General features: G+C 40.4%; 15 protein-coding genes and 3 pseudogenes. 4 read left to right on the top strand and 14 right to left on the bottom strand.

Annotated features, from left to right (window positions below; translation table 11 throughout):
- Positions 1-3: 3 nt before the first annotated feature.
- Entirely contained in the window at positions 4-729 is a 726-nt protein-coding gene (gene sigK, locus MKX80_RS14270; protein ID WP_003183729.1) for an RNA polymerase sporulation sigma factor SigK, read from the top strand.
- 170 nt (positions 730-899) lie between these two features.
- Here sigK and MKX80_RS14275 read toward each other — a convergent pair.
- Positions 900-1429 (bottom strand): annotated as a pseudogene (locus MKX80_RS14275) (GNAT family N-acetyltransferase).
- A 160-nt stretch (positions 1430-1589) separates the two neighbouring features.
- On the opposite strand from MKX80_RS14275, the pseudogene MKX80_RS14280 reads away from it, so the two are divergent.
- Positions 1590-1845 (top strand): annotated as a pseudogene (locus MKX80_RS14280) (sigma factor-like helix-turn-helix DNA-binding protein); the annotation flags it as partial.
- 209 nt (positions 1846-2054) lie between these two features.
- Here the strand turns inward: MKX80_RS14280 and MKX80_RS14285 are convergent.
- The 4 genes from MKX80_RS14285 to MKX80_RS14300 all read right to left on the bottom strand — a co-directional run bounded on the left by MKX80_RS14285 (position 2055) and on the right by MKX80_RS14300 (position 5960).
- Entirely contained in the window at positions 2055-3263 is a 1209-nt protein-coding gene (locus MKX80_RS14285) for an MFS transporter (protein WP_182070339.1), read from the bottom strand.
- Positions 3260-3952: a FadR/GntR family transcriptional regulator gene (locus MKX80_RS14290; protein WP_154994429.1), complete on the bottom strand. Its 693-nt coding sequence runs from the start codon at positions 3950-3952 to the stop codon at positions 3260-3262. The genes MKX80_RS14285 and MKX80_RS14290 overlap by 4 nt, the downstream gene beginning before the upstream one ends.
- A 317-nt stretch (positions 3953-4269) precedes the next feature.
- Positions 4270-4839 carry a flavin reductase family protein gene (locus MKX80_RS14295; RefSeq protein ID WP_268316137.1) on the bottom strand — a complete coding sequence of 190 codons (570 nt, stop codon included), beginning with the start codon at positions 4837-4839 and terminating at the stop codon, positions 4270-4272.
- A gap of 275 nt (positions 4840-5114) precedes the next feature.
- A complete protein-coding gene (locus MKX80_RS14300; RefSeq protein ID WP_234112028.1) occupies positions 5115-5960 on the bottom strand; it encodes a MerR family DNA-binding transcriptional regulator in 846 nt (281 codons plus the stop codon).
- A 592-nt stretch (positions 5961-6552) separates the two neighbouring features.
- Here MKX80_RS14300 and MKX80_RS14305 point away from each other — a divergent pair.
- Positions 6553-6732 (top strand): annotated as a pseudogene (locus tag MKX80_RS14305) (hypothetical protein); the annotation flags it as partial.
- A 405-nt stretch (positions 6733-7137) separates the two neighbouring features.
- On the opposite strand, the gene MKX80_RS14310 reads toward MKX80_RS14305, so the two are convergent.
- From MKX80_RS14310 to MKX80_RS14340, 7 genes are all read right to left on the bottom strand, one after another.
- Positions 7138-9042, bottom strand: a complete 1905-nt coding sequence (locus MKX80_RS14310; protein WP_339227028.1) for a BglG family transcription antiterminator — start codon at positions 9040-9042, stop codon at positions 7138-7140.
- A 786-nt stretch (positions 9043-9828) separates the two neighbouring features.
- Complete coding sequence (locus MKX80_RS14315; protein WP_268294055.1) at positions 9829-10101, bottom strand: phosphocarrier protein HPr; 273 nt, start codon at positions 10099-10101, stop codon at positions 9829-9831.
- Between the two features lie 72 nt (positions 10102-10173).
- Complete coding sequence (locus MKX80_RS14320) at positions 10174-11613, bottom strand: family 1 glycosylhydrolase (protein ID WP_268343005.1); 1440 nt, start codon at positions 11611-11613, stop codon at positions 10174-10176.
- Between the two features lie 114 nt (positions 11614-11727).
- On the bottom strand, positions 11728-12081 hold the full coding sequence (locus MKX80_RS14325; protein WP_268294056.1) for a PTS lactose/cellobiose transporter subunit IIA: 354 nt from the start codon (positions 12079-12081) through the stop codon (positions 11728-11730).
- A gap of 39 nt (positions 12082-12120) precedes the next feature.
- Positions 12121-13365, bottom strand: coding sequence for a PTS transporter subunit EIIC (locus tag MKX80_RS14330; protein ID WP_268295397.1), 1245 nt, complete (start codon positions 13363-13365; stop codon positions 12121-12123).
- Position 13366: 1 nt separating this feature from the next.
- Entirely contained in the window at positions 13367-13681 is a 315-nt protein-coding gene (locus MKX80_RS14335) for a PTS sugar transporter subunit IIB (RefSeq protein ID WP_154994441.1), read from the bottom strand.
- 1037 nt (positions 13682-14718) lie between these two features.
- Positions 14719-15381 (bottom strand): hypothetical protein, encoded by a 663-nt coding sequence (locus MKX80_RS14340; protein ID WP_182070329.1) that lies wholly within the window; start codon positions 15379-15381, stop codon positions 14719-14721.
- 113 nt (positions 15382-15494) lie between these two features.
- On the opposite strand from MKX80_RS14340, the gene MKX80_RS14345 reads away from it, so the two are divergent.
- Positions 15495-15662, top strand: coding sequence for a hypothetical protein (locus tag MKX80_RS14345; protein WP_182070328.1), 168 nt, complete (start codon positions 15495-15497; stop codon positions 15660-15662).
- A 55-nt stretch (positions 15663-15717) separates the two neighbouring features.
- Here MKX80_RS14345 and MKX80_RS14350 read toward each other — a convergent pair whose 3' ends face one another.
- Both MKX80_RS14350 and MKX80_RS14355 read right to left on the bottom strand, forming a co-directional pair.
- Positions 15718-17151: an MBL fold metallo-hydrolase gene (locus tag MKX80_RS14350; RefSeq protein ID WP_268343004.1), complete on the bottom strand. Its 1434-nt coding sequence runs from the start codon at positions 17149-17151 to the stop codon at positions 15718-15720.
- 72 nt (positions 17152-17223) lie between these two features.
- The gene (locus tag MKX80_RS14355; protein WP_154994445.1) at positions 17224-18423 is read right to left on the bottom strand and encodes an FAD/NAD(P)-binding oxidoreductase; all 1200 of its coding nucleotides are present in this window, start codon (positions 18421-18423) and stop codon (positions 17224-17226) included.
- Positions 18424-18532 lie beyond the last annotated feature (109 nt).

Consider the following 18532-nt stretch of genomic DNA (forward strand, 5'->3'; position numbering starts at 1 on the left):
ATAATGACAGGTGTTTTTGCAGCGCTCGGTTATGTCATCAAGGAACTCGTTTTTTTAGTATCATATGTGAAAAACAATGCCTTTCCACAACCGCTGTCAAGCAGTGACGAAAAAAAGTACTTGGAGCTGATGGCCCAGGGGGATGAACACGCGAGAAACATGCTGATCGAGCATAACCTCCGGCTTGTCGCCCACATCGTCAAAAAATTCGAGAACACAGGCGAGGATGCAGAAGACCTGATTTCCATCGGAACGATCGGGCTGATCAAAGCGATCGAAAGCTATTCAGCCGGAAAAGGAACGAAGCTCGCCACTTATGCGGCGCGTTGTATAGAAAATGAGATCCTCATGCATTTGCGCGCATTGAAAAAAACGAAAAAAGACGTCTCCCTCCATGACCCGATCGGCCAGGACAAAGAGGGCAACGAAATCAGCCTCATCGATGTCCTCAAATCGGAAAACGAAGACGTCATCGACACCATCCAGCTCAACATGGAGCTTGAAAAAGTCAAAAAATACATCGACATCTTGGACGGCAGAGAAAAAGAAGTCATCGTCGGCCGCTTCGGCCTTGATTTGAAGAAAGAAAAGACGCAGCGGGAGATTGCGAAGGAGCTTGGGATCTCGCGGAGCTATGTGTCGCGGATTGAGAAACGCGCGCTGATGAAGATGTTTCATGAGTTTTACCGGGCGGAGAAGGAGAAGCGGAAGAAGGCGAAGGGGAAGTGATGCCGAAGAAAAGGCCGGAGAATAAAATCCGGCCTCTTTTTATGGATCTTTACGTGAATAAACCTTTTATAAGCAGCCTCAAAAATCTAATGTAGCAAACGGAAACTAGATACTATCTTCGAATAAATCCGATTACCAATACAAAAAACCATCTTATTTAACTACGTTAATTACTTTTGTGGAAGAAAAGAATAAACATATGTATCATATACCTTTCCGTTTTGATACATATATCTTTTTAAAATACCCTCTTTTTGAAATCCCATCTTTGTCAATAAGTTGTTTGAAGCTGTATTTTCAGTAAACACAACTGCACCTATTCTTGTTAAACCTAAAGTTTCAGAGGCATATGAAAGGATTTTGGATAAAGCCTCGGACATATATCCCTTTCTCCAGTGATTCGGGTGAATTTCATAACCTATTTCTGCACGTTTGTGTTTTGGAGACCACGCGTTTAATCCAATTGTCCCAATCAACCCTCTTTCGCCTTTTCTTTCAATTCCCCATGAATTCCTTTTTTCTCTTCAAAGTTTTTAGCGAAAAAATCCACAAGACCTCTTGCTTGATCAATAGTTTCCAACGAGTCTTGGCCATAAAAACGTGTGACATTATCATTCGAAAAACAAGCAAAAATCCCCTCTGCATCATCGTAAGTTATTTCTCTTAAAATTAGTCTTTCTGTTTCTAGAGTAGGAAACATTCAACCTTCCTCCTGTCTATCTTCCAACACAACACTTTTCAATATATCAAACCTTTAACTAACACAGTCTCATATTCCAAAATTATAACAAAAACGAACAATAATTACTTTTATTAATGAAAGTAGGCTCAGTAAAAAACAGATAACCTCCAAGTGGCACAGCCTCATCGATGTCCTCAAATCAGAAAACGAAGACGTCATCGACACCGTCCAGCTCAGGCACAGAGCTTGAAAAAGTGAAAAAACACATCGACATCCTCGACGGCAGAGAAAAAGAAGTCATCGTCGGCCGCTTCGGCCTTGATTTGAAAAAAGAAAAAACACAGCGCGAAATCGCGAAAGAACTCGGGATTTCGCGGAGCTATGTGTCCCGGATTGAGAAGCGTGCGCTGATGAAAATGTTTTATGAGTTTTAACGGGCGGAGAAGGAGAAGCGGTAGAAGGGGAAATGAAGAAGAAGCCGGTCCAGAAGTTCCGGCTTCTCTTTTATTTCACCAGGCCCTCAACCTAGTAAAAAGTCTATCTCTATTGCAATTTATTTGACTTATACCAATTCAAGTCATTTTTATTTATTCTGGGCAGTTCATGAGCTTTTTCAGCAAGAGCTTTACTGAAACAAAGCCCCTTATACCGTTTGATTTTTTGACGCACCCAGACCGAATATGAACAGCAAAATACTGACCATAAGCAACAGTAATATTGGGAGGTTCCAGCTTGCCGTGACATCATGGAGCAAACCAAACAAGGTCGGTCCTGTTGCAGCCAGCAAATATCCGACAGATTGGGACATACCAGACAAAGAAGCCGCATCGGTGGCATCTTTCGTCCGCAAGCTTAAAAAGATCATAGCCAAACTGAACGCACATCCCCCAGCAATTCCGAGTAAAATTGTCCATAACAAAATAAGTGCATTATCGCCGAAATAAAGGCCACCCAATGAAACAAAAAACAGGACAGTCATGATGACAACCAGCAAACGCTGGTTCTTCATGCGTCCCGCAACGATTGGTACGATGAATGATACGGGAAGCGAAGCGAATTGAAATAGCGATAGCATCCAGCCAGCGCTGTCTTCATTCAAGCCCCGGCTTGTCATGACTTCAGGTAACCAAGCGATCAATACATAGAAAAGCAGAGACTGCAATCCCATAAAAAGTGTAATAATCCATGCCAACGGTGAACGCCACAGACTTCGCCGCGTCGACGCACCGCTAGTTGTTATCCTGGCTGACGCGTGACTCGCCCGCGCTTTAGGAAACCAGAATAGTGCGGCTATCAGAGCGAGCAGGCCCCAGATCCCAAGTGCGCCATTCCAGCCAAAACCGAGATTGCGGGCGAGCGGGACGCTTACACCAGAGGCTATCGCACCGCATAAATTCATCGATACTGAATACAGCCCTGTCATAAAACCGACATTATGAGAAAAATCCCGTTTAACCAGACTTGGAATTAGCACGTTGCACACTGCAATCGCGAGTCCAAGCAAAACGGTGCCTGCAAACAAAGGAACTGTTGCGGTCAGAGAGCGGACAGCGATACCTATCATGAGCAGAACCAATGCATAAAGTATGATCCGTTCCATCCCGAAGCGGCGCGCCAAGATAGGCGCGAAGGGGGAAAGAAGCGAGAAAGCAAGCAACGGCAATGTCGTGAGCAAGCCTGCCGCAGTATTTGATAATCCAAGGGACTCGCGAATCGATCCTACCAGTGGGCCTACCGATGTTAGCGGTGACCGCATCGTCAGTGAAATAAGGACAATGCCTATGATGATCGGCAAACTCAATGAGAACGAAAGCTTTGCCTCAGTTGGCTTCGTACCACTTTGTACGCTCATAGCCGCTCCCCCTCTTCACCGGCAATAACATTCTTGGATTCCTCGATATAGCGATGAACTGCTTCCACGGCACGAGCGGCGTCCTGACCAACAATCGCTTCGACCAGTTGCCGGTGCATTTCCAAGAAATCCGCATCGACTTCATAACGGGTCAGACTTGTGATCGAATCTTGTAACGCTTCGGCGATATGGCTGTATATTTCAATCAATATTTCATTATGAGACGCCTTAACAATATTTTGATGCAGATCAATATCGGCCGCTACAAAGCTATCAATGTCACCGAGTTCTGCCGCTGCCTCGCAGCGTTCCAGCTGGAGAAGAAGGTCGCGCGCCTCGTCGTCGGTTCTGCGTTGTGCAGCTAGATGAGCTCCCTCTCGTTCTAGTGCATACCGAACTTCTAATGTTTGCAGTGTATCTGATCGCAAAATGCGTTTTTTCAACACGGCCCCCAAGGCACTTGAAGAACAGACATAAGTTCCGTCACCTTGTTTCGTCTTCAAGAGTCCCGCATGTATCAATGCCCGAATGGCTTCCCTTAATGTATTGCGGCTAACATTCAGCTCGTTCATCAATTCCGGCTCAGCAGGAATGCGCATCCCGACACCCCACTTTCCAGATTCGATCATACTTTCCATTTGTAGTGCGACTTGCTCAACCAGCGTCTGCCGGTTTGTTTTCTGAAGCATGTGTCTATCCTCCTGTAATGTCTTTATCAAACATAGGATGTTTGGTTATTTGGTATTCTATCATGCCTATGAGATTAAGACAACAAAATCAGTCAATTCTTTATTACTACAAAAACAGATAGCCTGCGAATGTAAAGTTAAATACCTTTTCATGGTAAAATGATTGAGCCTTAGAAAAATAAAAAGACCGCAAAGCTTTCCTAAAGAAGCGTTACGGTCTTTGGGTCTTCTTTTTTTGCTTCGTATAAGTCAATGGATTTCCAGCGCGGAATACACTGCACATACATTGATTGGATTCCTTTTTCAGTGAATGGTATTCAATCCGTTTCGGGCTGAAATACGTGTTGACGCTCCTCTGCTTGACTATTTAATATGCGATAGCTGGCCCCTCCAATATGAAGCGGAATATCCAGCTTCTCTAAATTTGGCATTCCATTTTTTAAGAAAAGCTCTTTATCTTGATATCTCTGTAAAACTTCCCCCGCAATCCACTCTTGATCGCCCAAAGTGGAAATACTGTGTACTTTACACTCATATGCAAAATACGCATCAGTTAAAATCGGTATCTCAGCTTTTAGTCCTTCTTCGTATTGAATATGAAATGCTTCAAACTTATTTATATCTCTACCGCTATAGGTGCCTAATGCTTGAATGAGTTCCGAACATCTCCCCGGAAGAAAATTCACGCCGAAAACGCCACTTTTCTTAATCAATTTGTAAGAATATGTCTCTTTATTTATCGATATCCCATACATTCCGGGAGAAGATCCAATGTAGGTATGCCACCCGGAAGCCATTGCGTTTTTTTCGCCTTCATATTGTGCCGTAACGACAGCTACCATGCCGGGATAGGCGTACCAAATTGGTTCATCTATCGGTGCTCTCATCTTCACCGCTCCTTTTGTTTTAGATTCATTTTTTATTAGAATTTAAGAGGCTCACATCTAAATCGACATGTTCTTCTTCAAATGGACCGTTCGTTTTAGCTGCAAGCCAGTTTAATAAATGGGCTCACAGCAGGCTATTTCCGACTTGCCATTGCCGGCATGAGTAACCGAAGCGTCTTATTTTCTGCCGTTTTTATACATCCTCCCTTTCGAATATTCATCAGAACGATGCATAAATCATAAACCCTATAGCAACTATAGGGTCAAGGGGTTCGTTATTTTTTCAGCACTCTGAATTCTGTGAGGAAGTCTTCTTCTTTTAATGAGTTATAGCTGTTTGGAAAAGAAACTTGATATACTTTTCCATCCGTTTGAATGCCATGAGATACAATAAAATCGTACAGTTTTTGATAGTATGAAAAATAATTTGTTGCAGTGCAATCAAATGAAATACATACATATTCACCGGATGGGATCGTATCTATCCCAATATTTTGTTCTCCTGTATCTATCTTTACTCCATCATAAATTGTCGTAAAAACACTGTTGCAATAAATATCACCGGAATCTTTATAAGGCTTTAAATCATAAATCAGTCCATAATGGTTATCGACTATATCTCCTCTTTCTTCAAGGACTTCAGCCAATTTTCGGTAATACAAATCTGATTGGTCATGAGGATTCACTTGAGGTGTCGCTGCTTTTAAAATGGTTTGGCCTTCTATATCCCGAACATAAACCAGACCTTCTTCTTTTTTAGTGCGTATCTCCAATTGTTCATGAAGCTGATTCTTTCTTCTTTGAAGCAATTGCCTGGCACGTTCGAGTCTTTCCATTTCACGCTCAATCACGTTTTCTTGCTCCTCAAGGAAGGTTTGCATCAGTTCAGGGGTACATGTATGTGAGATAATGCGCTTAATTTCTTCCAAAGGCGTTTTAATGTATTTGAGATATTTTATAATATCCAAATAAAAGAACTGTTTAACATGGTAATATCGATAGCCATTATCCCGGTCTGTACATTGAGGCTTGAAAATTCCGATCTTATCATAATAGCGCAATGTTTGAATTGAAATGTTATTTAGACGGGCTGTTTCCCCGATTGAAAAATATTCCTTCATCAATCTCATCCTTTCTTTTTTTGTTAGTTCCAAGAATTCTTTCTTCGACTATACTATGACCTTCAACTGAACGACCTTGAGAAAAACCTGTTTAAGACGATCTTCCTCGCTTTCTTTGTTAAATATATCCACTAAGAAAATATATTTCCTGTATATCCAAATAGTTACTACAAGGTTTATGATTTGTTATGCAACTTTAAAAATGGTGATGAAAGGGGTGAGTATCTGCCACAAGATGATGAGAGAATCCACCAAACGCGAATGAGAATTAACCACATTATAGCAATTTCACAGTCGATAGAGTGTATCTAATAGCATGAATAGCTGATATGGAATTTGTCTGTCGGGGTATGAGCACTTCCTTCAGACGTTTAGTTTTTAGGTATTGCTTATCGCAGATGGAAGAAGGATCTTTTTCCCTTCGAAAAGGGCATAAATCCAGATATGGTGATGATTTGCTTCAAATGCCATCGCGTACCGCCGTATTGGTATCTTTAATGTAATCTTGGACAATTTATACCAAGGCGAGGCATTCTTAAAGATGGTACATATTCAATTCGGCCATCGCCCAGTTCGTCTTTAATCTTATGTCAGGTTCGGCCTTGATTTGAATAAAGAAAAAACGCAGCCCGAAATCGCAAAAGAGCGCAGGATTTCACGGAGCTACGTATCCCGGATTGAAAAACGCCGTCTGGGTTTACTTACGCTTCGGTCCCCGGCACAAATCCGATTTGCGCCGAAACAAAAACGAACGTTCAAGCGTTTTACATGAGAAATATCAGTCCAAATTTTCAAAATGGCAACATGGAGACACGCCCCGTTCATCCGGTTACTTAACTTAGCTCCGATTGGTGCCGGCAAACACCAATGATCCCAGCATTAGTGATGCAAGATGCTATACCTAACCTTTACAGCATCAACCGAGAAAGTCGATAATCACCCAATAGGCTTCCTCATTTTGATGATCGGCCTCCAGCAAAAAGTTTTTAACAACCCTATCATTCTCCCAATGAATTGTAAGGAATGTCCGAAAAAGAAAATCCCAAATTCTCAGTAAAACCACTGAGAATTTGGGATGTTTCATTCAAAATGTAGTTCTATTACTATAAGCGAATGACAACATACAAGCTGGTTACTTATCAGGTTATCACTAGCTCGTCCATATGCTTCTGCTGCATTAGTTTTCATTTAAAAGTCTCATCATCTTTTCCATGAAATCATTATAGTCTTTGGCTTTTATTAGCTCATGAACATTTCTCCACTCGGATAAAATGTTAATCACCCCTTCGAAGAAAGGACTGAATAACTCACGCTGCTGTTTATTAATTGAAATCATAACAATGATTTGAACTTTCTCTTTCCCCCAATCTACAGGGCGATCCAAGATGTTGATACAAATACCCGTTTTTGCAGCATCCATATGCATGGAATGAGGGACAGCTACATTGTTATTAAATGCAGTTGAAGACATGCGCTCTCTCTCAAGCACAGACTTTCCATAATCTATAGAGACATAGCCTTTTTCATACAGAAGCTTTGCCATGTATGCAATATAAGATTCAGCGCTGTCGAGATAAACATTTTTCATAAACAAATCTTCATCAAAATATAAATCAAGATATTGTTTAACTTTGCGATTCTTTTTTTGTTTACTTAATTTGTTTAATTGAATTTGGATGTATCCATAGTCCTCTTCTGTCAGATAAGGATGAACGAATACAGATGGGGTTTGTTCATCCTTTAGTGGTAATGTGCTTATGATTAAATCTATTTCCTCAAGTAAAACAATCTCACTTGAGTCAGATAAAACTTTTATAATCTCTAAAGAATTGTGAAATTTCTTTTCGAGCTTTTGAATGAGTTGCAGTCGCATATCATAGTAGTTTGGACAAATTACTGCACATATAATTTTCTTTTCCAAATTTTTTCTTCGCTCGAAATAGGAGCCAATATGAAAAGCAATATAAGAAATCTCATCTTCATTAATATGAATGTTTTCCATCAGCTGAATTTGATTCGAGATAAAGACAGCCAGTTCATAAATTAGAGGGTATGAATCCTTTAATTTATAGGTTAAAGGATTCTTAACCATTTGCCCATGCTTCGCCCGGAAAAGCAGATTGCGTATATGGAGCGTGAACTTGACAAAAAACTCATCATCAACAATTTCAATAAAATAGCATTCGTGTACTTTCTCTAACAGTTTCTTTGACAGGTTTACGTAATGTTCGGCGACGTAGCGATTTAAGGAGCTGGATGTTAATGACTGATAATTCAGCAATGTCGTTTTACTTGATAAAAGCAATATAAAATTGTATCGCTCCGATTCATTAAAGGCAATACCATATTTCACTTCCAATAAATCCGCAATTTTATTAGCTGCTTCGGTTTCAAAATTACTTTTTAATTTATTAAGGTCAGATGACTGAATGACCGAGTTGTTGTTTTTGATTCGATCCAATGTAATCACAAGGTGGAGAAGAAGATTATTCATAATATAATCGTTTACATACAAATTAAACTCCTCAAGAATGGAAGCGATTTCATTTTTTAGTGAAAAAACATCGTAATTCGGAAAAGAATCTTGAACAGCCTTTAAACTTAAAAATTCTTCGGAAGTTTCTTGTGAAATAATAAAGCTCATTAATCGCCGCTTATCCGTCTCTTCACCTAATAAAATAAGCGTGTCTTTCTTATGACGGATTTTTAAGCTGTACGGCTTAATCATTTTATTAGCCTGAACAATATCATTTTCGATTGATGAAACACTTAAAAAAAGCTTCTCACCTAAATCAAATATATTTAGCCCTTCTGTGTGAAGAATTAATTCTTTCAAGATCACTTTTATACGGTCTATTGGAGAAGTGTAATGATTGTCCGTTTTCACTTTATCTCTGCTTATTAGCTGATACCCTTGTGCAGAAGACGTAATAACCATTTGATCCCGGTTAATTTCATTGACATATTTTCTAATGGTTCTTGTGGACACTTTAAAATAACTTGATAAACTTGCCGCAGTACACCAATCATTTTTAGTTGCCAAGTATTGAATAAAAGCCTCTCTACGATCATTTCTCATCATCGGGCTCCTTTATATAAAAATATAGAACTTCTGATTATATTATAGAAAAACGATAACCTATATTCGAATAAAAAAAGTTCCTGCAAATAGGAACTTTCAGACCTTTGACAAAACAGGTCGTTCTCTTTAATCCGCCCTACTTTATTTAAGTGAGGGAGCTGTCCAAGTCAATTTCCCCTGTTTTTTCCGATTCATGCAGCCAAAACAAGCTGACCGCGTATTTGCAGAAAGATCGAGATGGGTTTCCGGCATTCCCTCACTTTCTGTCATTCTTCCCTATAGTTGATTAGCAGTCCAAAGGTATTTTTTTCGAGTGACAATGCTTCAGTTGGCTTGTATTTTCCTGTCATTGTGTGTGGGATCATCGATTTTCCTTCTTACGGCAATCCGTTCCCCACACTTCACTTTCCAACAAAAATTCTCGGCATAATGCATTGTTTTACGTGCCGGAAACGAAAAAACAATCGTGACTTTATTCCTTCTTCAAGGAAGGATAAGCGCCAGAAAAGACGGCAGAGCATTTTCCACCATCTTTTCTGTCATAATTCGTGTACGGTAGATGTATCTTCCCAGTATTTTGTGAAATCTTCATAATTATATAAGGTTGGGTTCATTTAACCCGCCATGTTAACACATACTAACTTGATTTTAGCGAATTAGAAATACCCAAAAACACTATAATCCATCTGACAAAAAGAAAATAAAAATCGTTTGTTGTGTTTTGGAAAATATATTACGGAAATTTGTTTGACCAGTTGACTAAATGACCAAGCTGACTGACATTTTTTATTTTTGTTCAGCCAAACCTTCTTGTGTCATTACTTTTTCTAAAGTGGCGATTGCATCTTCTTCGTCAGCACCTTGAGCAGTTATTTTAATAACAGCATCTTTTGGAATGCCCAGGGACATAACTCCCATTATCGATTTTAGATTCACGGTTTTTCCGTTGTATTCCAAATAAATATCAGCGCTAAATTTGCTTGCGGTCTGGACTAATGTTGTTGAGGGACGTGCATGAATTCCAACCTGATCAATGATTGTAAATGTTTTATTTATCATATCTTAACTCCTTCATTTTTAACTAACCTTTCATCAAGTAACGCTAGATCCAATCAGCAAAACTGTCATTTGTTATCCTAAATCCTCTCCATTTGTTGCAACGACCTTTTGATACCAATAGAAGCTGTCTTTTTTCTTCCGTTCGAGCGTTCCATTGCCGTAATCATCTTTATCAACGTAGATGAATCCATAGCGCTTGGACATTTCGGATGATGAACAACTGACAATATCAATTGGCCCCCAAGGATAGTAGCCGATTACTTCCACACCATCCTTAATTGCTTCTTTTATTTGTTCAATGTGGCGTTTAAGGAAATCGATGCGGTACGGGTCATGAATTTCGCCGTTTTCATCAACGTTATCATAAGCACCGATGCCGTTTTCAGTAATCATGATCGGTTTTTGGTAACGATCATAATACAGATTTAAAGCGGTTCTTAAACCGATTGGATCGATGGACCAGCCCCAATCGCTCGCTTCAAGCTCCGGATTTATTTTTGCAGAGTTAGCCTGCCTTACGCTTTCTGCATCAGAAATTCGAGTGTAGTAATAAGAGAAGCTAAAGAAATCTGCTGTATTTTTGAAATCTTCCTCATCATTTTCTCCGAATTGAATATGAAGATTATTTTCTTCAAAGAAGCGGAAAGCGTAATTTGGATACTTGCCACGCATGAGAATATCAGAGAAATAGTATTCCATTTGGTTGCGTTTTACCGTTGCCAGTACATCTTCCGGCTTACATGTTGCAGGATGAGAAATTGCATCGAAGAGCATCATTCCGATTTGCATCTCTGGATTAATTTCTTTAGCTATCTTTGTTGCTCTCGCACAAGCAACAAGCTCATTGTGTGCACCCTGATATTTGGCTTCCAGTAGGTTTTCCACGCGATCTGCCGGAATACCGAGGTGATTGAATGACTCAAACGTAATTAAATTAATTTGATTGACGAGAATCCAATATTTCACTTTGTCTTTATAACGTTTAAATAATACTTCACAATAACGGACAAAGAAATCAATCGTTTTCCGGTTATACCATCCATTGTATTCAGTTGCTAAATGTAATGGCATTTCATAATGGGAAACCGTAATGAGCGGCTCCATTCCATTTTTAATGATCTCATCAATTAGCTCATCGTAGAATTTTAATCCTTCTTCATTCGGCTCTGACTCATCTCCCTTCGGAAATATGCGGGCCCAATTGATAGATGTACGGAACGAATTCATTCCCGTTTCTGCCAGCATTTTTAAATCTTCTTTATAGCGGTGATAGAAATCAACCGCTGTTCGTTTTGGATAGTGGCCTTCTTTATCTTCTATTGCAAATTGAATGTCTTCAGTTGTCAGTTCAAAATTGCCTTTTTTCTTAATATCCACGCTATCATTAAACTTATTGATATCTGCTACACAGAGTCCTTTTCCGCCTTCCAGATAGGCGCCTTCTGCTTGGTTTGCCGCAATGGCGCCTCCCCATAAAAAGTTTTCAGGGAATGTATTTGGATTTTTTCTCAATTTAATTGCCTCCTTAATCGGCTTTATAAATGCCTATTACATAGTATTTAATAACTTGTGCATAACCGCAGCCACACCGCTTTATTTGGAAAAGTGACTTCATACGAATCAAGGTTATGCCTGCATTCCATCAATTTTTTCATCAAGTCTTCTAAAAACGCGAACTAACCGCTTAGCAATTTCATACTCGCTCTTTACTGTCATTAACGTATCTTGGGCATGAGCAAACAGCAATGAAAAAATAGGTTCCTCTCCCCGTGCCTCTTTTTGTACTGTTTCTGTTTGCAGTTTATGAGATGCAACGATATCTTTATTGGCTTTTTCTAATAGGTCTTCAGCGCAGTCATAGTTTTCTTCTTCACAACATTTTAATGCTTCCATGACATCATTGCGGGCATCACCTGCATGTAAAATCATTTGCATTGAAACTAAATTCAGTGCTTCTTGTTCTTTTTCTCTATCAACCATGATACAATCTCCTTCAATGTTTTTTATAAACTATAAGAATCACTCTTCGCTTAGTTCTGATTCTTTCTTCTTTTCTTGAATATCGTATGCTTTGAAAAATGGGAAGAAAATAATAAACGCAACGGCGAATAATATAATGGCTAAAATAATAGCTCTCCAATCTTGAGTAGCCAAATATGATGAAATGGGCATCGGTACATACCAAAGCAAAAATGTCTTCGAAGGGATGCTTACCCAACCTAAATAGAGAGCCCAGTAGGTAATACTTGGAATAACAATAGATACAATCCACATCGGAATCATAAAAAACGGATTAAAGACAACCGGAGCCCCAAACATTAAAGGTTCATTGATATTAAAGATGGATGGGACAACTGTTGCTCGTCCAATCGCCTTCAAGCGCATCGACTTTGCTAAAAAGAACATCATAATCACAAGAGGCAAAGTTGTTCCGATACCGCCCATATCTGTAAATGCATAGAGAGTTTCAACAACGCCTATATTGGATGGATCTCCTCCTGCTGCTGCAACTTGCTCATTTTCTGCTAGAGCTGATAAATAAACTGGATAAACGACTGGTATCATTGCCCAGCCACTGATACCGAATGTATACAAAAATGCTGGAATGAAAATAGATAAAACAAAACCAGGGTAGGTTTGCACAATATTTGATAATGGTTTAAAAATAGCCAGGATGACTTCAAAGAAATCAATATTTGCTTGAACGCCAATCAGCCATCCAGACAGCATAATCAACGTAATCGGTATAAGCGTGTCAAACCACACAGCGATAAAGTCCGGCAACGAAGAATCCTCTGAAAAAAACGAAAATTTCGAGAATAAAAAGAGGACAAATCCAACAAACAAACCGACAATCAGGGAGAGAAACATACCGGTTGCTCCGAATCGATCAAGGACAAATTGAATTTTTCCGTCCTCTAAGATAACGGGTGACAGCAAAAATAGATAGAGCGACAGACCCGTTGCGCCTGCTACTAATTTTTTATTATCCTGTTTCTTTTTTTCCATAATGAAATATGGGATTAAGAAGGCAACGAATATGCCGAGAAGACCGAATGTAAAAGTATTAATAAGTGAAACATCAGGAAACCACGAAACCACATTATTCAATAAACTGACGATCGTAATTAACGAACCTACTAGGATGAGCGGCAGAATGGTCATAACAGAATCCTGAATCGAAGATATCCAAGGGTTTTTCGTAATTTTATTTACTCGCGGAGTGAACGAGTTTGTCATAAATGTCATGATTTTGTCCATCATATTATTCACCTGAGCCAAGTAAGTTTACGATATGATCGCACGCTTTATTGCCATCTAATGAGCCATAAATGCTTTGCGGGATAACAGATACTTTAATTTGATATTCTTTTACTCTTTCCTTTATTTCATCCTCCATATATTTCAAATGAGGACCAATTAATAAAACATCGATTTCATTTAGGTACTCTGATAATTGGGACTCACTTCGAGCCTGCACAGACATTTCCAATCCTCTTTTCTTACTTGCTTTACGAATGGCGTTTGCCATAAAACCGCTGGAAGCACCTGCACCACAGATTAATAACACTTGTGTCATCTCAATTTCCCCCTAACAATATTGTTTTCGCTTACATGTTCAGTATGTCATTTGCCGATTTTCAATACCAATAATAAAAGTTCCTATCCATAGGAAATCAAAGGGGGCGGACACAGGCAAATCGAACTTTCAGATAAACACAAGGGGCGGGAATTTCCCGCCTCAAATCATTTCCCCTTAGCCTGATAAAACACATGAAACATCTTCAACAGCGCTCGCTTCTCAATCTCCGACACATAGTTGTGCAGCTTATTTTCCATTCATTTATATCTCCATCAAAGACATTTTATAATCCCCTTAAAATTCTTGTTTTACCTCTTTTTTAATTGCATCACCGACCAACGAGATATAACTTATCGTTTACTGCATTAAAATAACAAAAACGGATAACCTGCGGGCGGCAACGAAATTTCGCTCATCGATGTCCTAAGGATCGGAAAACGAAGACGTCATCGACACCATCCAGCTCAGGTACGGACTTGAAAAATGCAAAAAATAAACCGTCATCTTGGACGTCAGAAAAAAGAAGAAAGAGAAAACGCAAAGGAGCTCGAGATAATGCGATGACTCCGAATGTGAGAAATGGGTGAAGAGGAAGTGATATTAGTGAAGAGACTCAGGGAGATATAAACCCGGCCTCTTACATGAAAAAAATACGCTGAGGATTTTTTGCACATTCATAGTTCCATGACAGATTAAAGGACTAAATACTTGTCCAATTCAGTCTTTTAGTTTAATAACTTAAGCTTTTGTCTTATCAAAACGATAAAGTACAGGTTGCAAAATATATAAACAAAACACAATCCAAATAAAAAGAGAGAACCACTTTACTATTGAATCCCATCCGCTCCAAAAAGACATAAAATAAAGTATTGGCAAAATAAAAATTAAACCAAAAAGCAATTTTGAAGCTGTTGTTTCCTTTAGTGGACTTTTACATCTGGGGCAAGTTGGCGTTTTTGTTCTAATAAGCTTATATTTTTCTCTAAAAGTAAACGGTTTCCTGCATATCGGACATTTGCTCATTTTCTCTCTCCTTAACAGGGCTTACTTTGTAAAAACCAGCTTGAGCTTTGTTGTTTACTTTGTTTTTTCTTATAGTACCAAGTGGACTTATGCTTATATTTATATTGTTTGTAACACATGCTTCCATCTTTCACAGGCTTCGAAGTTCTATATTGCTTGATTTTTACCTTTATTAATTTATCAAGCGTCTCTCCTACAGCCAATGAAGTTAGGGTTAAAACTGTTTGTTTTACTCTGTTCGCAGGAACCCTGGTCCATATACTCGTCAAAGAAATTGCCGCTCCAACCAAAGTGCCTGCCGGAACATTATTTGTTACAGTGCCCATGTATACTTCTTTGTACGCTGGCAAACCCATTTCAAATTCTTTCTTTGTTTCTAATGTGACACCGTTTAATATAGTCATGCCCGTTGCGGGGTTATATTGAATATGAGTCGTATGTTTATTTTCCATAACAATGGCTTCAACGATTCCATTTTCATGGTATGTTGTTTCCAGCGTAAAATGCATCGGCCCATCCTTTACCATTTCCCTTGTCTTTTTCCCTGAGTAATATAGATCGTCACTGTCAGTTTGATGGTCTACAAACTCTTCAGCCGAGACAAAGTCATATGGAGTCACAAAACAACCACCTGCAAAAAGCAGCACTATTAAAAAACACATTTTCTTTTTCACACACTCTCCCCCTTCAATATCCAAATAATTACTTTTCATTTTATAAAAAGGGGGTATTTTGCACAATACTTTTGTCAATGTCAATTTCCTAAAGTCAACAAATCGCTTTTTGTATGCAACGAAATGTATTTCATCGTGGACGGACGGGAAAAACAGTCATCGTCGGCCTTGATTCGAAGAAAGAGAAAAACGAAGAAGCGGGCGCTGCGGATATGTTTCAGAAGAGTGATCAGACGGAGAAGGAAAAGCGGAAATACTATCAGTCAAGAGGCCGGGAGTAAGACATAGCGGCCTCTTGACTTTTTATTCCATGCGCTTGAGCAGAGAAACTTTCTTTCATTTTAATTCGCTGCAAGGGGTTGAAATGGCAAGCCCGTCTTTCTGCCATTGGACAATGCCGCCGCTTAAACTCAATACTTGTTTGAAACCGCCGTTAGCTTGCAGGATGCTGGCCCCTATTGCAGATCGGGCTCCGGAATGGCATTGCACAAGAATCGGACAGTCCCTTCTAATTTCATCGAGCCGTTCTGGGAGCGTTCCCAGCATGATGTGTTGCGCATTCGGAATATGACCTTCCTGCCATTCAGTCAGATTGCGAACATCAAGCACGTGCACGAATCCGTCTTCCACTAATTTTGCGATCTCCAGTGGTATGATCTCCGCGTACGATTCAAGTGAAAAAGCACCGCTTTCCAGAATTTTGTCACGATCCATAAACCCTGCAATATTGTCAATGCCTACAGAGCGCAGCGCTTCCACGAGTTCGTTCACTTCAGCCGGATACGTTATGAAGTACACAGGACGATTGTAGTCGATGAGCCAGCCTGCCCAGTTCGTAAACGCCTTGTTGAATGGAATGTTGATCGTGCCTTTGATGTGGCCTTCAGCAAATTCTCGGGAACAGCGGGTATCCACAATTTGCTCTTTCCCCTGCAAATCTTTCACTTGTTCAATCGACATAATCTCTAAAACGGCAGAAAGATCTTTGAGCAATGCAGGGCCTTCTTTATTCACTCGTTTCATCTCAGCAAAATACTTTGGCGGTTCTGGTTGTCCATCAAGCAAGGCTTTTACGAATTCCTCTTCATCGGTGTAAGCCATTGCCCAGTTAAACATCTTTTCGTAACCAACAGTCGAAGTTGGAATCGCTCCCAATGCCTTGCCGCAAGCGCTGCCTGCGCCATGAGCCGGCCAAACCTGCAAGTAATCCGGGAGTTGTTTAAACTTCATGAGGGACTTGAACATCTCTCTTGCCCCCGATTCTGACGTTCCCTTGATCCCCGCCGCTTTTTCGAGTAAATCGGGTCTGCCGATGTCGCCTACAAAGACGAAATCTCCAGTAAAGATGCCGATTGGACGATCCGCATTTCCTCCGCCGTCCGTCAACAGGAAAGAAATGCTTTCCGGGGTATGGCCGGGAGTATGCATAACCTCAAACATCAGGTTACCAATGGAAAAGCGATCGCCGCCTTTCACAAGTTGATGTTTCAATTCATCGACATATTGGTATTTCCAATTTGCGTCTCCTTCATCGGAAAGATACAGCTTCGCTTGATGTGTAGCGCCGAGTTCGCGAGCGCCGGAAACAAAGTCGGCGTGAATATGGGTTTCTGCGGCCGCTGTGATGTTTAGCCCTTCTTCCTTGGCTGCTTGCAAATATGGTTTTAGATTGCGACCGGGGTCAATCACAATGGCTTCCCCTGTTTTTTGGCAGCCAACCAGATAGGATGCATGGGCCAGTTTTTTATCGTAAAAATAGCGCAATAACATGTTGTATTCCCCCTCTTGAAACATTTATCGTAATATATCCTTTTTTGAGTTCGCATCATGCTTTGTCCTGCCTTACATCAGTCCTTTTAACATGCCATTCCAATACATGATGGGAAGCAATCTTCTTTTTAACAGGTACATGCTGAATCGTTCCTTGGACTGATCAAATGGAAACGTTTCTTGCGGCACCTTGTGATAGTCAAACTCGGCCAGCACGAGTTTGTTGTACCCTGTAACCAAGGGGCACGAGGTATATCCATCGTACTTTGCATCTAATGAAGAGCCTTTTATCAAGGACATCAGATTTCGCACGACAACCGGAGCCTGTTTACGAACTGCCGCCCCTGTTTTGGACGTCGGCAAGTTGGCACAGTCACCAATTCCGAAAACATTGGCAAACTTTTTGTGCTGCAGAGTGTACGGATCAACATCGACCCAGCCGCCGGCATCCGCCAATGCGCTTTCTTTTATACATGAAGGTGCTTTCATCGGTGGAGTCACATGAAGAAGATCATATGTGAATACTTCCTGCTCCCCCGTCTCCAAATGTTCGAACAAGGCTTCTTTTGAATCAGGCCGAATTTCGATTAAGTTTCTCTTGTACATCGTTTGGATATCCTTGCGCCGGACGACTTTTTCGAGCGCATTTGCGTATTTGGTGACATCAAAAATGGTTGATTTCGCTGATGCAAAAATCATGTCCGACTGATCGCGAACATTTGACTTGCGAAAATAGTCGTCTGCTAAGTACATAATTTTCTGTGGAGCTCCCCCGCATTTTACGGGAGAATCAGGATGAGTGAAAATGGCGGTTCCGCCTTTAAAATTGCGGATATTTTCCCAAGTGCTGTCTACCGTATGATATGAATAGTTGCTGCAAACCCCGTTTTTTCCAACCGCATCTTTCAAGCCTTTGACCCCGTCCCAATCGATTTGCAAACCGGCTGCTGCAACGAGATAATCATAGGAAACGATCGTTCCTTGTTTTGTAAGAAGTGTGTTCTGATTTGGTCGAAACTCTGTTACAGCATCGGCAATCAAGTCGACACCAGCGGGAATTAAGGAAGCTAGATCGCGCTCGGACTCTTCCTTCTTCGCTGCGCCGCCTCCAACTAATGTCCACAATGGCTGGTAGTAGTGCTTTGTTTGCGGGTCAATGATGGCAATTCGTCCTTTGAGTTTTTTAGAAATCCGGACGAGACGGGCGGCGACAGAGATGCCAGCAGTCCCAGCTCCTACAATGACAATGGAATAACGAGCTTGTCTTGCCATAGTCAACCACCTTTTGTTTTTAAAGGTTGATGTTTTTCTTAAAGATGCGTCTCTCTTTTTTTAAGTTACCATCAATTTTCCTTTTTCTATATAGGGGAACTCCCCTACT

The sequence above is a fragment of the Bacillus sp. FSL K6-0972 genome (genome assembly GCF_037976035.1).
Lineage (GTDB): Bacteria > Bacillota > Bacilli > Bacillales > Bacillaceae > Bacillus > Bacillus haynesii.

What these genes read in the sequence shown, in the direction of transcription:
- sigK (WP_003183729.1), top strand. Translation starts at nt 4, where the DNA reads ATGACAGGTGTTTTTGCAGCGCTCGGTTATGTCATCAAGGAACTCGTT.
- MKX80_RS14285 (WP_182070339.1), bottom strand. Translation starts at nt 3,263, where the DNA reads ATGAGCGTACAAAGTGGTACGAAGCCAACTGAGGCAAAGCTTTCGTTC.
- MKX80_RS14290 (WP_154994429.1), bottom strand. Translation starts at nt 3,952, where the DNA reads ATGCTTCAGAAAACAAACCGGCAGACGCTGGTTGAGCAAGTCGCACTA.
- MKX80_RS14295 (WP_268316137.1), bottom strand. Translation starts at nt 4,839, where the DNA reads ATGAGAGCACCGATAGATGAACCAATTTGGTACGCCTATCCCGGCATG.
- MKX80_RS14300 (WP_234112028.1), bottom strand. Translation starts at nt 5,960, where the DNA reads ATGAAGGAATATTTTTCAATCGGGGAAACAGCCCGTCTAAATAACATT.
- MKX80_RS14310 (WP_339227028.1), bottom strand. Translation starts at nt 9,042, where the DNA reads ATGATGAGAAATGATCGTAGAGAGGCTTTTATTCAATACTTGGCAACT.
- MKX80_RS14315 (WP_268294055.1), bottom strand. Translation starts at nt 10,101, where the DNA reads ATGATAAATAAAACATTTACAATCATTGATCAGGTTGGAATTCATGCA.
- MKX80_RS14325 (WP_268294056.1), bottom strand. Translation starts at nt 12,081, where the DNA reads ATGGTTGATAGAGAAAAAGAACAAGAAGCACTGAATTTAGTTTCAATG.
- MKX80_RS14330 (WP_268295397.1), bottom strand. Translation starts at nt 13,365, where the DNA reads ATGATGGACAAAATCATGACATTTATGACAAACTCGTTCACTCCGCGA.
- MKX80_RS14335 (WP_154994441.1), bottom strand. Translation starts at nt 13,681, where the DNA reads ATGACACAAGTGTTATTAATCTGTGGTGCAGGTGCTTCCAGCGGTTTT.
- MKX80_RS14345 (WP_182070328.1), top strand. Translation starts at nt 15,495, where the DNA reads ATGCAACGAAATGTATTTCATCGTGGACGGACGGGAAAAACAGTCATC.
- MKX80_RS14350 (WP_268343004.1), bottom strand. Translation starts at nt 17,151, where the DNA reads ATGTTATTGCGCTATTTTTACGATAAAAAACTGGCCCATGCATCCTAT.
- MKX80_RS14355 (WP_154994445.1), bottom strand. Translation starts at nt 18,423, where the DNA reads ATGGCAAGACAAGCTCGTTATTCCATTGTCATTGTAGGAGCTGGGACT.